Source organism: Ruegeria sp. CDSC045, from assembly GCF_059610725.1.
Genome location: NZ_JBXWOE010000001.1, coordinates 421,301 through 436,433, shown reverse-complemented (window position 1 = coordinate 436,433; position 15,133 = coordinate 421,301). Strand labels below are relative to the sequence as shown.

The window sequence follows — 15,133 nt, the reverse complement described above, 5'->3', positions numbered from 1 at the left end:
ATTCAACGAGGGAAAGCCATGTCCGGCGAGAATGACCTGATAAAGCTATACTCTGGCCGAATTCTGGCCCTTGCTGCTGACATCCCACACCTATGCCGGCTTGATGATGCTGACGCTACGGTGAAAAAACGCTCGCCCCTATGCGGGTCGACCATCACGGTTGATGTCAAAGTTCAGGATGGCAGAATTTCAGAGTTCGGTCAGGACGTGAAAGCCTGCGCTTTGGGACAGGCCTCCGCTTCGGTTGTTGGCGGGGCAATCGTCGGAACAACGCGTGCTCAGGTCGAAAAGGCGCGCGAGCAACTGTCCGCGATGCTGAAAAAGGATGGATCGGCACCCGAGGCCCCATTTGATGGGCTAGAGGTTTTGATGCCCGCACGGGAATATAAGAACCGTCATGCCTCGATCCTGCTGGTTCTTGATGCAACCGCAGAGGCATTTGAACAGGCGGAACGTGCAAATTGCGCCTAAACATGGTTTTGACGGGCGAAACGTTATAGCCTTTCGGAATAAACGAAGGGAATTCCAGTTTTGAACGGTTTACTTGAGCATTTTGTCACGCTTTGGGTTGTTATTGATCCGATTGGAACAATCCCGGTCTTCATCGCTGTTACCGCAGGGCTTGGGGCCGCCGCACGCCGCAAAATGGCGCTTGTGGCCTCGCTTATCAGCGCCGGGATTCTGTTGTTTTTCCTGGTCTTCGGGCAACTGCTGATCGAGGCGCTGGATATCGGCCTGAACTCTTTTCAAGTCGCTGGCGGCATTATCCTTTTCCTGTTCGCGCTGACCATGATTTTTGGCGAGCCCAAACAGGAAGTCGAGCAGCGCGCTGCTGAGGACGACATCAAAGACGAACTCCACAAACACAACCCAGCGATCTTTCCTCTTGCCGTCCCCTCGCTTGCCTCACCAGGTGCGATGCTGGCCATCGTCATCTTGACCGATAACAACAGGTACAGTGTTGCTGATCAGGGGATCACTGCTTTGGTCATGCTGTCGGTTGTTGCGATTGCCTTTGTCCTGATGTTGCTGGCCGAACCGATCATTCGGCTGATCGGCCATTCAGGCGCCGCCATCATCAGCCGTGTCATGGGGATGATCCTGGCATCGGTCGCAGTAAACTCGGTTCTGTCGGCGTTGTTGGAAATTATGAAAACCGGCCAGCTTTAAAAAAACCGCCGCTCCTTTCGGGCGGAAAGGGCGGCGGCAGGTAATGCGTTTCTCATGTGGGGTCCGGATATCCGCGCGGGGCCGAGGCATGGCCCTTCAAGGGTATTGGGACAGGCAGGTCACCCTTGATTGAAATGGGGATGACAAGCGCGGCGTGATCGGCACGAGATCGCAGGCAGAAAGGCTTAATACGTTCCGGGAAGATGAAGTGCGACCATAAGTATGACCACTAGTGCAACCGCACCTGCTGCGTCCTGCAACAGCGTCGACTGGGAACGACTTAGGGTGGTCTTGATCTGGGTCAGCATATGGGTTCCTCCGGTCAGGGTTTTAATCCTTTGTTGACCTTTTGTTCTCATATTTTGCTGTCTTGGTAAAGAACTTTTTGAGAACATTTGTGAACTAATGTTCCCACTTTCGCCTAACCAACTGATATCAAACGAATTGCCTGATCCTGTTTCATCAGCCACAAAAGAACACGAGCCGCCTTGCCCCTTTGCGTTTCAAGTTTAGCGTCCACGCCCAGCAGAGCCCTTGCGTCAGACTGCGCAACTGCCATCAAACCGGCCTGCCTTTCCAAATCGGCGATACGGAACTTTGGCAGACCTGACTGCGCGGTACCGATCAGATCGCCCGCTCCACGCATTTGCAGATCCGTCTCTGAGATTCTGAACCCGTCTTCTGTTTCGCGCAGAACTTCCAGCCTTTTGCGCCCCCCTTCGCCGAGGGGTGGCTGATACATCAGCAGACATGTCGATTCTGCCTCGCCTCGCCCAACACGACCGCGAAGCTGATGCAGCTGCGCCAGGCCAAAAATCTCGGCCCTTTCGATGACCATGATCGAGGCATTTGGAACATTCACGCCAACCTCGATTACCGTGGTCGCCACCAGAACTTTGGTTTGCCCCTGCTGAAATGCCTTCATCGCTGCGTCTTTGTCGGCGGGCGGCATTTGGCCGTGAACCAGCCCCACTATCCCGTCCCCCAAAATGGCACGCAGCCTTTTGAACCGTTCCTCGGCAGCGGTCAGATCCGATACTTCGGATTCATCGACAAGCGGGCAGACCCAATAGCATTGGCGGCCCTCAGCAATAGCTTTTTGCAGATGCGAGACAACTTCTTGAATCCGTTCAGTGCTCACAACCGCTGTTTTGACACGTTTTCGCCCCGGCGGCTTTTCATCAAGCACGGACACGTCCATGTCACCGTATTGAGTCAGGGCCAGACTGCGTGGGATCGGCGTTGCTGTCATGACCAAAACGTCCGCCCCCCTGCCTTTTTCCGACAGCTCCATGCGTTGACGGACCCCAAATCGGTGCTGTTCGTCGACGATTGCCAGCCGTAATTCCTGAAACGCTACATCGCTTTGAAATACGGCGTGAGTGCCCACCAGAATGTGAATATCCCCCCGTTGAAGCGCCAACAGCTTGGCACGCCGATCCGCCCCCTTGTCGCGACCGGTCAGGATTTCCAGAACCACGCCCGCCTCTTCGGCGAGGGGGCGCAACCCTTCCAGATGCTGCTGAGCGAGTATCTCGGTAGGGGCCATCATGACGCCCTGCCCGCCCGCCTCGACCGCGACCAGCAGCGCCATGAACGCAACCAGAGTCTTGCCGGACCCAACATCCCCCTGAAGCAATCTGTTCATGCGCGTATCGGAGGCCATATCCCCTGCGATCTCTTGAATTGCGCGCTGTTGGGCGTTGGTGGGCTTGTATGGCAGGTTCGACAACACACGGGATTGCAGCTTGCCCGTACCAGCGCTGGCGATCCCCTTGACCCTGCGCTCTCTTTGGCGGGCCAATGCCAACGTAAGTTGATGCGCGAACAGCTCATCATAGGCCAAACGCTCATGCGCTGGAGAAAAAGACGCTACATCATCCGCACCCTGCGGATTATGCGCTGCTTGTACAGCGCTCAGCCAGTCTGGCCAGTTCTCTTTTGCGACCTGCGCGGGATCAATCCATTCCGTCAATTCCGGCGAGAGTGCAACCGCGCTACGCGCGGCCTTGAAGGCAGTTTTCTGGGTCAGCCCCTGGGTCAAATGATAGACAGGCTCAAACTCAGGGATATCCTTCGCATCCGCAGGCGGCAGCATGTGATCCGGGTGGACCATCTGAGCGATCCCGTCGAACAGCTCTAACTTGCCAGAAATCACCCTGCGCGCGCCCTGAGGGAGCACTTTTTGCAAGTAATCGCCGCGGGCATGAAAGAACACCAACTGAAATTCAGTCTGGCTGTCTTCAACATGGACACGATACGCACCTCCCTTGTTTCTAGGGGGGCGATGGATGCCAACGGTGACTTCTACGGTCAGCGTCGAGGGCAAATCGACGCCTTGAATGGTATCGCGCCTGCGCCGATCAATCACCGCATAAGGCAGCCCGAACAAGACGTCGCGCGGGGTCTCGACACCTGACTGCGCCAAGACCTGAGCCGTTTTCGGCCCCACGCCGTCAAGCGTTTCCAGCCGCGAAAACAGCGGGAACAGAGATTCGGGCCGACCACTCATTTGCCGTCGATCAGCTGCAACCAGCCATCTTCGTCGAGCGTCTCGATCCCAAGCTCAGCCGCCTTTTTCGCCTTTGATCCAGCGCCCGGTCCTGCAACCAAAAGATCGGTCTTTTTGCTCACTGACCCCGACACTTTAGCGCCCAGTGCCTCGGCACGTGCTTTGGCTTCGGCGCGGGTCATCTTTTCAAGCGTTCCCGTAAAAACCACTGTCTTTCCTGCAACAGGGCTGCCCGAGGTATCGGGCCGTTTCGCGTCTTGGACATCAAGCTGAGCCACAAGATCGTCGATGCTCTGCCGTTCGGCAGGTTGGGCGAAGGCTGAAACCAATGCGCGGGCCATAACCTCACCAACACCGTCAACGTTCAGCAGCTCATCCCATTCTGACCCGGTCTGACTATGCGCTATGGTAACCGCTTTTTCCAGCTCATCCCATGATCCGTAATGCGTTGCGATTAGGTTCGACGCTGCCTCGCCGACATGTCGAATGCCCAGTGCAAACAGCAACCGACCCAGTGGAATAACTCGTTTTTCATCAATCGCTTGCCACAGATTGGTGGCGCTCTGCGCCCCCCATCCCTTGCGATTAGCCAGCCTGTTCAGGTTTGCACTATCTCGTTGTTTCAGAGTAAAAATGTCAGCCGGGGTCCGAACTGGCAGATCGGGATCGTCATAGAACATCTCAATCTGCTTTGCTCCAAACCCTTCGATATCAAAGGCCTTGCGTGAGACGAAATGCTTCAATTTCTCAACGGCTTGTGCAGGGCAGATAACGCCGCCGGTACAGCGACGGACCGCGTCACCTTCCTCGCGGATCGCATCGCTGTGACATTCAGGGCATTTTTCCGGGAAGATGAACTTTTCGGCATCATCCGGACGTTTCGAAATGTCGACATCGGCAACCTTCGGGATCACATCGCCGGCGCGATAAACCTGAACCCAGTCGCCGATCCGAATGTCTTTGCCTTCGCGTATCTCGCCGCCTTTTGCGTCTTTACCAGAAATGTAATCTTCGTTGTGCAACGTTGCGTTCGACACGACCACACCGCCGACAGTAACCGGGTGCAGCCTGGCCACCGGGCTCAGCGCGCCGGTGCGGCCAACCTGAATGTCGATCGCTTCAAGACGGGTCCAGGCAAGCTCGGCCGGAAATTTATGCGCAATTGCCCAGCGGGGTGTGCTGGACCGGAACCCAAGCCGTGATTGCAGCGCAAGATCGTTTACCTTGTAGACCACACCATCAATGTCATATCCAAGCGTCGCACGCTGCAGCTCGATGCTGCGATAGTGATCCAGAATCTGCTTTGTATCCGCGCATAAACGGGTTAGCGGGTTGGTTGAAAATCCGAATTCCTTCAGGCGCTGTATGGCTTCGTATTGGGTGCTTGCCAAAGGCTCAGACAGCTCCCCCCAGGCATAAGCAAAAAACTTGAGGGGACGAGAACGGGTAATTGCGGAATCCAACTGACGAAGGGATCCTGCGGCGGCATTTCGCGGGTTGGCGAAGGTTTTTTCGCCTTTCTTGGACTGGCTCTCATTTAGACGATCAAAGTCGTCGTGAGACATATAGACCTCGCCGCGAACCTCAAGGATGTCTGGTGCGCCGGTGATTACCTGTGGAATATCCGAAATAGTCAGCGCATTTGCGGTAACATTTTCCCCGACTTCTCCGTCTCCCCGCGTGGCCGCCTGGACAAGCCTACCCCTCTCATACCGAAGCGAAAGGGAGAGACCGTCGATCTTGGGCTCAGCCGTATAGCTCAAACTCGTCTCGTCATCCAACCCTAGGTATTTTCGGACGGACCGATCGAAATCAGAGACGTCTTCGTCTTGAAAAGCGTTGCCCAAAGACAGCATGCGCACGGCATGTGAAATCTTGGAGAACCCATCGGCGGGGCGGGCACCAACGATATCCGATGGGCTGTCAGATCGCTTGAGTTGCGGAAATCGCGACTCGATTTCTGAGTTTCTGAGTTTCAGCGCATCATAGTCGGCATCAGAAATCTCGGGGGCGTCTTTCTGGTGATACAATGCGTTCGCATGATGTAAAAGCCCAGCCAGCCGCGCCAATTCATTGCGTGCCTGATCTTCCGTCAGGTCTGATACAGAAATGGAATTGCTCATGCCCTCGCCCCGTCAATTGTTCTTGGAGTTCAGTGATAGGGCGAGGGCATGGCTAGGTCCAGATGTGCTGTTCAGTGAGCGAGGGTGTCGCCCCGGACCCTTGGCGACGAAAAACTTGCGCGCCTAGGCGCCAACCGCAATGCGAGGTTCATCGACGCTGTTCTTCTGAGGATCGCGCAACACATACCCCCTGCCCCAGACGGTCTCGATATAATTTTCGCCGTCGGTGGCATTGCTAAGTTTTTTGCGCAATTTGCAGATAAAGACGTCAATGATCTTCAATTCGGGCTCATCCATTCCCCCATAGAGATGGTTAAGGAACATCTCTTTAGTCAGGGTTGTTCCCTTTCGAAGGCTCAGAAGTTCGAGCATTTGATATTCTTTGCCGGTCAGGTGAACGGCCTTGCCTTCCACTTCGACGGTTTTCGCATCCAGATTCACTGCAACGCGCCCGGTGTGGATTATGGATTGAGAATGCCCTTTTGAGCGGCGAATAATGGCGTGAATACGTGCAACCAATTCTTCTCTATGGAACGGTTTGGTCAGATAATCGTCAGCACCAAATCCGAAGCCTTTAATTTTACTTTCTGTATCGTCGGCCCCCGACAGGATCAGGATCGGCGTTTCCACCCGCGCAACCCGCAACTGGCGCAGCACTTCATGCCCGTTCATATCCGGAAGGTTGAGATCAAGAAGGATCAGATCGTAATCGTAAAGTTTTGCGAGGTCGATCCCTTCTTCGCCTAAATCTGTCGCATATACGTTCAGATTGGCATGTGTCAGCATCAGTTCGATGCTTTTGGACGTGGTTGGATCATCCTCGACAAGAAGTATACGCATTTACTGCTCCAATTCAGCTCAATTTACCAATTAAAATCGAGCCTGCTCAAAAATGGTTAATCTGACGTTACCGTTGAATCATTTATTCACACTCTCCTTTAGGTTGTCGATATTTTTTTATCGTGGTGACCTTTAAAGCGTCCGTTCCGTGTTCTGCGACCGCAGAAACCCAGGAATTAAATTCTTCATCGCTGAGGCCATATTGGTTTTTGGCTTCCGAAAGCGTGATCAATCCGTAAAGAACGCCACGGACTACAATCGCTTTACGGGATGCCACCCAGCGGGTTGTCTCTTTTGGCGGCAGATCAGCCCGGGATAAAACCGTTCCATCCGGCAGGGTTACCGACCTGGGCCCCTCTACTTTGTGCAAATACATCTTTCGGTCCTCTTCGTGCTGCGACAAAGCTGACACCATGCTACTTAATGTGTTGTGAAACCGCCCCTTGAGAGTATCTAGAATTTTCCTATATTCTGCCGGTCTTTCTTAACCCGTACTGGAACCGTCATGGCCCTCGACACCGAGACACCGCTGAACTCTCTTGGCTTTGCCAAGCCCCCGTCTGAAACGCGGGTGGTAGTTGCCATGTCCGGAGGCGTGGACAGCTCGGTCGTGGCCGCGCATTTGGCGGATCAGGGGTATGACGTCATCGGCGTCACCCTGCAGCTGTATGACCACGGTGCTGCGCTGGCCAAAAAGGGGGCCTGCTGTGCAGGTATCGACATTCACGATGCGCGCCGCGTGGCCGAGGAACGCGGGTTTCCGCATTACGTTCTGGATTATGAGAACATCTTCAAGGACGCCGTGATCGACGAATTCGCCGACAGCTATCTGGCCGGTGCGACGCCGGTTCCCTGCATTCGCTGTAACGAACGGGTGAAATTCAAGGACCTGCTGGAAACCGCCAAGGATCTTGAGGCTGATTGCATGGCCACCGGCCACTATATTCAGCGCAAGACAGGCCCCAACGGGCCGGAATTGCACAGCGCCGAGGATGCCAACCGCGATCAATCCTATTTCCTGTTCTCGACGACACCGGAACAGCTGGATTTCCTGCGCTTTCCGCTGGGCCACCTGCCTTCCAAGGACGCGACGCGCGAAATGGCTGCGCAATATGGGCTGGCTGTTGCCGACAAGCCCGACAGTCAGGACATCTGTTTCGTGCCCAACGGCAACTATGCCAGCGTAATCGAAAAGCTGCGCCCCGGCGCGGCGGAACCGGGTGAGATCGTTCATGCGGATGGTCGTGTGCTGGCCCAGCATAACGGGGTAATCCACTATACCATTGGTCAGCGCCGCGGGCTTGGTATCGGAGGCCTCAGCGATCCGCTTTACGTGGTGAAACTGGATGTCGACAAAAAACAGGTTGTGGTTGGCCCCAAAGAAATGTTGGCCACCCGCACCATTCCGGTGCGTGAGATCAACTGGCTGGGTGATGAGCCGTTTACGTCACGCGATGAATGGCACGTCCTGGTCAAGGTTCGCTCGACCCGCCCCCCGCGTGAGGCCATCATCCGCCCGCTTTCGGACACCACGGCAGAGGTCGAGTTGCTGACCCCGGAAGAAGGTGTGTCGCCCGGTCAGGCCTGTGTTTTCTATGCGTCCGAAGGCAGCCGCATCTTTGGCGGCGGCTGGATTTGGCGCGGATATTAAACTGCGTCAGTCCACGAGTTGCTGAGAATATAAAGGCCAGCGCAGATCATCACGTAAGGAACAAGCATCTCAAGCTTGCGCGCGATGCGACCACTGATGAGCGGAGATTTGGCGCCCAGCAGCGCCAGCGTGGCCAATCCTACCACGGCAAGCCCTGCGCCGAAGGCTCCGGCGATCCGAAAGCCTGGCGTTGAATCCGCCAATAACGGCGCCAGAACGGCCAAAGTGTCCATCGACAGGCTGGTAAACAGTAAGGTTGTCACCAAAATTGATGCTCCGGCTTCGAGATGCGCAGGAGTGTCGACGCCCTGCCCGCGCCATTGGCGGATGGCGGCCAGACAGCCCAGTGTCAGCGGGATCATCCCCAGATACCCGGCCCAGCCCGGTATTACGCCCTCGATCCCCATGGCGAACAGCAAGGACGCCGAAATCACCAAGCCCTGTGCGAACAGAAAGCCAAAGACGGCCCGCTTGTCCCCTGACACCAAGATCAGCGCCACCAAGGCGGCAAGATTATCCAGATTGGTCAGTATCAATGCCAGAAAGGCTGAAAAACCAAAGAGGATGAACTCGGCCATCAGGACGGCATTCTGGCCAACACGGCCTTTGCAGCTCTGAAACCAGGGGCGTCGCCGCCACGGCCCAGGCGCTCCATTGTCAGATCCATCGCGCTGCGCTGCGCGTCAGGTTTCAGGGCGACCTCTCGTAGCGCTACGGCAATCTTGTCCGGCAGGCAGTCATCCAGCAGGCATTCCGGGATGGAACGCGTTTCCGAGACAAGATTGACCAATGTAACCGTGTCCAGATTGACCATACGTACTGCCAGTTTCTGGGTCAGCCAGCTGAGGCGGTAGGCAATCACCATGGGTGTTGCCTGGGCTGCAAGTTCAAGCGACACGGTACCCGATGCCGCCAGAGCAAGGTCCGCTGCGGCAAAGGCTGCGCGTTTCTGCTGAACCGCCTCTTCGGTCGGAACATTGCGCGGGTCGATCACGACGGGATTGCCTGGCCATGTCTGCAGATGTTCGGTTACGGCCTCGACCATATGCGCAACCGCCGGAACAATAACCCGCGTACCCGGCCGGTCGGCTAGGAACTGCCCCAAGGCCTGACCGAATACAGGGGCCAGACGGTCAACCTCACCCTTGCGCGACCCCGGCAAGGCAAGAACCAGCGGAGCATCCCCAAGATCATAGGCGGCGCGAAACTCCTGGATATCGCGATCAGACGCGATGGGTTCGCTTGCAACCGGATGGCCAACAAAATCACATTCCATCCCGGCGCGTTCCATATAGGGCGGCTCAAACGGAAGCAACGCCAGCACATGGTCGATGACCTTGGCCATCTTATCCGCACGCCCCGGTCGCCAGGCCCAAACGCTGGGGGCCACATAGTGGACGGTTCGAGTATCGCTTGCTGCTTTGACCAACTTGGCAACGCGCAACGAGAAGTCCGGACTGTCGATGGTGATCAATATGTCAGGTTTGGTGTCCAGCACGGCCTGCGCTGTCTCAGATATCCGGCGCTTGAGGTGAAAGAATTTTGGCAATACCTCGATCAGGCCCATCACTGACAATTCGGACATCGGAAAGCGGCTGTTCAGACCCTGGGCCTGCATCAATGGTCCGCCGACCCCGTCGAATGTAACATCTGGGACAAGGGCACGTAGCCCTTCCATCAACGCGCCGCCCAATCGATCGCCCGAAGGTTCGCCGGCGACCAGAAACACCCGCATCAGTTGGTTCGCTCACGCACATAAAGGAACAAACCCAGGCGATCGCACTCAGCAATTACACGTTGTCGCTGCAATACAAGCACCCCGCCCTTTTCGATCACGATCCCGGACAAACCAGCTGCGACGGCGCTGGAAATGGTTTCAGGTCCAATAGCTGGCAGATCCGCGCGAAAGTCCTGATCAGGCTTTGGACCCTTGAAAAGCACCCCACCCCCCGCATCGGGCCGTTGAGTCAGAGACTCGAGCATCCATGCGGTGCCAAAAATCCCTTCGATCGCCAAAGCCTGCCCTTTGGAAACTGCACAGGCCTGGCCGATATCAGCTGCCCCCATGGCACGCAGGATACTGGATGCCCGATCCGCATCTGCGCGATCCGCGTCTGAGGGCTGTGCTTCTGTCAAACAACCAAGCGGAGGCAGCAGTTCAGGCGCAATCTCATGCGCGGCACGGACATTCAGGCCTGAGTTTTCGAATATCCCAATGACAGCCCGTAATGCGCCGTCATCGCCGGATTGAATCGCCTGCACCAGAATAGGCACCAACGGCATCGTCGCGGCATCAATGCGCGACGGGTCAACGGCGGGACGTTTAACCGCTCCGGCCATACAGATTTCAGTTACGCCACGGGTTTTGAGATCCGCGATGAATGATCCAAGCTGTTCCAGCGGGAAAACGATGTCAGCAGACAGAGTATCCGGGGCAAAGCCTTCCATCGCGCAGATCAAGGGCCGTTCAGCCAGACAGGAAACCACTTCGTCCGGCAACACACCTGTTCCCGCGATCAGTGCCAACATGATGTTACTTCCTCGGTGTCAGAAAGGACCGATCCGAATCGCCGGTTACGAAATTGACGATTTCGCGGACATATTCGCTTTCGGCATCTTCACCCAAGCGCTTGGCGCGGTCCATAAAAGTTCCGTCACCATCGGACAATTCGCGAAACGCTGCGCGTAAAGCTGAAATATCAGCCCGTGCGACTCCGCGCCGTTTGAGGCCAACAAGATTCAGGCCGTCCAGCTCGCCGCGAGGCGCTTGAACAAGCCCATAAGGAATCACGTCGTTGGGCACCATCGTCAGCGCGCCGATAATCGCCCCTCGGCCCACACGAACCCATTGATGCAAACCCGAAATCCCACCGACGATAACATCGTCTTCGATAATGCAATGTCCCGCGGCACCAGAATGGTTCACCATGATCACGCGATTGCCAATCTGAACGTCGTGAGCCACGTGAACACCAGCCATCAGCAAACAGTCATCGCCAATCCGGGTTACACCGCCACCGCCGTCTGTTCCAGAATTCACTGTTACATGTTCACGGATACGATTTCGTTTGCCAATTTCCAGCCGCGTATCTTCACCGCCGAACTTAAGGTCTTGCGGGATTTCACCGATGACCGAAAAATTGAAGATTATGGTGTCTTCATCCACCTCGGTGTCACCGGTAACAACAACATGCGATTTCAGTTCTACCCGGTCTTTCAACCGCACCCTTGAACCAACAAAACAAAAAGGGCCGATGACACAGCCCTCTCCGATCTGAGCACCGTCTTCGATGATTGCGCTAGGGTGAATGCCACTCATGTTGTCTTTTCCATGTCCCAATCAACATAGGCTGAGAACTCAGCTTCGGCTGCGACCTCTCCATCAACCGTGGCCCTGCCAGAGAACTTGAAAATCTTGCCACCCTTCTTGCCGCGCACAGTTTCAACATGCATCTCGAGCACGTCACCGGGCACGACTTTGCGGCGGAACTTGCACTTGTCGATATTCATGAAATAGATCAACAAGTCGCTGTCGATGACATCCATCCCAACGCCAAGCATAACACCTGCGGTCTGCGCCATTGCTTCAACAATGGTCACACCAGGCATGATCGGTGTACCAGGAAAATGGCCCTGGAAATGCGGCTCGTTCATAGTGACGTTCTTGATGCCGACCGCTGACTGATAGCCTGAAATCTCGACCACCTTGTCGACCAGCAGAAACGGATAGCGGTGCGGCAATATCCGTTGAATCAGCTGAATGTCGGCGCTTTTGGTGTCCGTGCTCATAGTTCTGATATCCTGTTCTGGATTTCTCTTTTCAATGTGGTTAGCAACACCGCGACCCGAGGGCAAGCAAACCTATTCGCCTGTACCTTCGTCAAGTGTTGTTCCATCACCAATGGCTGTATCAATTCGGGTGATGGCGGCATCTGTCACATCGGACAGATCCGAACTGAGAAACACGCTGGAGCGTTGAATAATGACCGAGGCGCCAGATTCGCGCAAAAGATCGATCAATACTGGGCGGGCGAGTTCAAAAAACATCTGTTGTGCATCTTCACTGCGACGCGCAAGGGCATCAAGCTTGGCGCGCTGCCCTTCTCGGTGGTTCTGAACCTTTCTGTCGAACGCCTCTGCGAGGGGACGAAATTCTTCAGCAGACAGAGAGGCGCGCTTTTCGGTGAGGTCCTTCTCCTCCGCGCTGAGCTCTGCAACGATCCGCTCGTTCTCGGCAGCCAGCAGAGTCCCCTCTGCTTCGATCTCACTGAGAATGCGACGTCCAAACGCCGAGTCAGAAAACAGCCGTTCGCTGGAGATTGTCAGGACGCTGGCTTGTGTCACGCCAAGCTGCTGTCCGGTAACCGGTCCTGCCAGGGTTAAGGTCAGAAAAAGACACAGGGCCCGAATGGGGCCCTGCATATAGGTTTGAAGACTACCTCGCATCCGAGATCAGAACCTCGCCTGAATGGTCAGGTCGAAATTCTGTTCCTTGTCAAAGTCCTCTTTCTTGAGCGCTTGCGAAAAGTTAAAGCGCAGTGGGCCAAACGGTGTTTCCCATAGGACTGCAACACCCAGAACATGACGGATAGACCCATCCGCACCAACAATGTTGGCACCCGAAGTGTTTACATCGTCGATATTGTACAGGTTACCGAAATCATAGAACACGCCTCCACGCAGGCCCAATTCTTCGGGCAGGCCCAGAGGAAAGTCCGACTCCAGACGCGCGACCCAATAGTAATTCCCGCCGATAGCGTCATCCTGACCATTTGACAGATCCCGTGGCCCCAAACCCGCTGGCTCGAACCCGCGGAATTTATTGGGGCCCAACACAAAGCGATCCAACGTCCGGCTGAAATCGTTGCCAGTCCAGTGCATTGCACCCATTTCAAGCGATGCACGAAGAACGACTTCTTCACTCAGAACGCGTGTTTGGGCAATCCCGCGTGCGCTGGTTTTGTAGAACTTGTTGTCCCCACCCAGCCCAGCGGCATCCAGGCCAACCTCAAACAAAACACCGGCATTGGGGTTAAGCCCACCAAGGCGGCTGTCATATACATAGGACACACCCAGAGAACTGGTCGTGCGTTCACCCTGATCAATCTCAGAGGCGATGACCGCGCCGTTTGCCTCGTTGTCCTGCTGCTTCATCTCGCTGTTTTCCCAGGCATAGCGTACGCGCAACGAAGACAGCTCTCCGATCGCATAGCTCAACTGAGGGTTAAAGAACACACGCTCGGTGTTATAGCTGGCAAAACTGGAGTCGGTCGACGCCAAACCCAGACCAAGATCAAAGCGAAGCTTGCGGCCCAAAAGATAGGGTTCGGTGAAATTCAGGGAGTACTCTTCTGAATCCTGCGCGGTCGAAATCGTAACCCCGACGGTCTGTCCACGGCCTAGGAAGTTTGACTCACTTAGGCCGATCGCAATGCCGAAACCGTCAGAGATCGAGTAGCTACCACCGAGGCTGAGCGAGCCTGTTGGCTGTTCTTCGACGTCGACATCCACGATCACTTGGCTGGGCGTCGAACCCTCGCGCGGTTCAACATCAGCGACGGCGAAATAGCCCAATGCCCGGATACGTTCAGCCGCCTGCCGGATTTCACGCGGGTTGAAAGGATCACCCTCGACGGTGTCGAATTGACGACGGATCACGCGGTCAAGCGTGGTGGTGTTGCCCTCGATGTCGATACGCTCGACAAAGATACGCGGTCCTTTGGTCAGAACGAATTCAACATCCAGCGTCAGATCACGTGCATTGCGCGTGACGCGCGGCTCAACCCGCAGAAAGTCCACCCCTTGCCGAATGCCCAAACGCTCTTGCCTGGCGATAGAGTTTTCGACCAGTGAAGGAGAATAGGTGACACCCGGCTTGACCTTGAGTGCGGCCTGATATTCGGCCGCATCCACACCGGGTATTTCGCTCACGGTGGTGATCTTGCCGAATGAGAATTTCTGACCTTCGGTTACATTCATCACCAGGAAAAACGCGTCGCGCTCACGCGTGAATTCAACATTGGCGCTGTTGACGCGGAAATCGACATAGCCACGCGACAAGTAGAAATCACGGATGACTTGTTTGTCGAACTCGATCCGGTCAGCGATAAAAGTATCGCCCCGCAGGAACGTACGCAGGAAATTGGCTTGCTTGGTTTCAAGCACACGGCGCAGACGCCGGTCGGAATAGGCCCGGTTGCCAACAAAGCTTACGCGCTCAACCTCGATCGTCGTACCTTCGGAGATTTCAAAAACGAGGTCTACCCGATTGTCGCTGCGGCGGATGATTCTGGGGATGACGGTTGCTGCAACACGTCCTTGAGCCAAATAGATTTCGGCAATCATGTCTGCGTCAGCTTCAGCGACCTGAGGTGTAAAGACCCGGCGGGGCTGAGACGAAACGGCATTGAGCAACAGCTCATCCTTAAGCCTCTTGTTACCCTCGATGCTGATCTGGTTGATCGTAGGATATTCCTGAACTTTGATGACCAAAGTGCTGCCACGAGGGGTCAAATCGACTGTTTCAAAAACACCACTGTCAAGCAGCCGTTGGAAGGCATCGTTGAGTTGTCCAGCTGTCACCGTCTGCCCAGGTTCGATTCCCGAACGTGCAATGATTGTCGATGTCTCGATGCGCCTGTTCCCCTCAACTTCGAACGAGTTGATGGTGTAGCTTTGCGCATGAGCAGCCTGCGGCAGTGACAGCAAACTAACTGTGGCAAATAAGAAAAAGAATGTTAGGGCCTGCCACAAAATCTTGTTTACCGGCTTTTGCCCCCCGCAGGATGTGCCTGCGCCTCGCCTGTCGGTCATATTTTTCTCTACCCAGAATTTTAA

The 15,133-nt window shown here is 55.4% G+C and carries 14 protein-coding genes; 3 read left to right on the top strand and 11 right to left on the bottom strand.

Annotated features, from left to right (window positions below):
- Positions 1–18 precede the first annotated feature (18 nt).
- The gene (locus AC2FH6_RS02165; protein WP_281972123.1) at positions 19–471 is read left to right on the top strand and encodes an iron-sulfur cluster assembly scaffold protein; all 453 of its coding nucleotides are present in this window, start codon (positions 19–21) and stop codon (positions 469–471) included.
- Positions 472–531: 60 nt separating this feature from the next.
- Positions 532–1,170: a MarC family protein gene (locus AC2FH6_RS02160; RefSeq protein WP_142633886.1), complete on the top strand. Its 639-nt coding sequence runs from the start codon at positions 532–534 to the stop codon at positions 1,168–1,170.
- 421 nt (positions 1,171–1,591) lie between these two features.
- Here AC2FH6_RS02160 and recG read toward each other — a convergent pair whose 3' ends face one another.
- From recG to sciP, 4 genes are all read right to left on the bottom strand, one after another.
- Complete coding sequence (recG, locus tag AC2FH6_RS02155) at positions 1,592–3,682, bottom strand: ATP-dependent DNA helicase RecG (RefSeq protein WP_496700991.1); 2,091 nt, start codon at positions 3,680–3,682, stop codon at positions 1,592–1,594.
- Positions 3,679–5,805 carry an NAD-dependent DNA ligase LigA gene (gene ligA / locus AC2FH6_RS02150; RefSeq protein ID WP_496700260.1) on the bottom strand — a complete coding sequence of 709 codons (2,127 nt, stop codon included), beginning with the start codon at positions 5,803–5,805 and terminating at the stop codon, positions 3,679–3,681. Before ligA ends, recG begins: the two co-directional genes overlap by 4 nt.
- Positions 5,806–5,928: 123 nt before the next feature.
- Positions 5,929–6,645, bottom strand: coding sequence for a response regulator transcription factor CtrA (gene ctrA / locus AC2FH6_RS02145; protein ID WP_496691262.1), 717 nt, complete (start codon positions 6,643–6,645; stop codon positions 5,929–5,931).
- A gap of 82 nt (positions 6,646–6,727) precedes the next feature.
- On the bottom strand, positions 6,728–7,021 hold the full coding sequence (sciP, locus tag AC2FH6_RS02140; RefSeq protein WP_281994636.1) for a CtrA inhibitor SciP: 294 nt from the start codon (positions 7,019–7,021) through the stop codon (positions 6,728–6,730).
- Positions 7,022–7,150: 129 nt separating this feature from the next.
- Between sciP and mnmA the strand changes: the two genes are divergently transcribed.
- Positions 7,151–8,296: a tRNA 2-thiouridine(34) synthase MnmA gene (mnmA, locus tag AC2FH6_RS02135; RefSeq protein WP_496700989.1), complete on the top strand. Its 1,146-nt coding sequence runs from the start codon at positions 7,151–7,153 to the stop codon at positions 8,294–8,296.
- Here mnmA and AC2FH6_RS02130 read toward each other — a convergent pair.
- The 7 genes from AC2FH6_RS02130 to bamA all read right to left on the bottom strand — a co-directional run bounded on the left by AC2FH6_RS02130 (position 8,293) and on the right by bamA (position 15,109).
- The gene (locus AC2FH6_RS02130) at positions 8,293–8,874 is read right to left on the bottom strand and encodes a hypothetical protein (protein ID WP_271947048.1); all 582 of its coding nucleotides are present in this window, start codon (positions 8,872–8,874) and stop codon (positions 8,293–8,295) included. The genes mnmA and AC2FH6_RS02130 overlap by 4 nt on opposite strands.
- Positions 8,874–10,031, bottom strand: a complete 1,158-nt coding sequence (lpxB, locus tag AC2FH6_RS02125; protein WP_496700987.1) for a lipid-A-disaccharide synthase — start codon at positions 10,029–10,031, stop codon at positions 8,874–8,876. The genes AC2FH6_RS02130 and lpxB overlap by 1 nt, the downstream gene beginning before the upstream one ends.
- Positions 10,031–10,825 carry an LpxI family protein gene (locus AC2FH6_RS02120; protein WP_142633903.1) on the bottom strand — a complete coding sequence of 265 codons (795 nt, stop codon included), beginning with the start codon at positions 10,823–10,825 and terminating at the stop codon, positions 10,031–10,033. Before AC2FH6_RS02120 ends, lpxB begins: the two co-directional genes overlap by 1 nt.
- Before the next feature lie 4 nt (positions 10,826–10,829).
- Positions 10,830–11,615 (bottom strand): acyl-ACP--UDP-N-acetylglucosamine O-acyltransferase, encoded by a 786-nt coding sequence (gene lpxA, locus AC2FH6_RS02115; RefSeq protein ID WP_271947043.1) that lies wholly within the window; start codon positions 11,613–11,615, stop codon positions 10,830–10,832.
- Positions 11,612–12,085 (bottom strand): 3-hydroxyacyl-ACP dehydratase FabZ, encoded by a 474-nt coding sequence (fabZ, locus tag AC2FH6_RS02110; RefSeq protein ID WP_496691266.1) that lies wholly within the window; start codon positions 12,083–12,085, stop codon positions 11,612–11,614. The genes lpxA and fabZ overlap by 4 nt, the downstream gene beginning before the upstream one ends.
- Before the next feature lie 72 nt (positions 12,086–12,157).
- Positions 12,158–12,742 carry an OmpH family outer membrane protein gene (locus AC2FH6_RS02105; protein WP_496700985.1) on the bottom strand — a complete coding sequence of 195 codons (585 nt, stop codon included), beginning with the start codon at positions 12,740–12,742 and terminating at the stop codon, positions 12,158–12,160.
- 6 nt (positions 12,743–12,748) lie between these two features.
- Entirely contained in the window at positions 12,749–15,109 is a 2,361-nt protein-coding gene (bamA, locus tag AC2FH6_RS02100) for an outer membrane protein assembly factor BamA (protein WP_496700983.1), read from the bottom strand.
- Between the last annotated feature and the right edge of the window lie 24 nt (positions 15,110–15,133).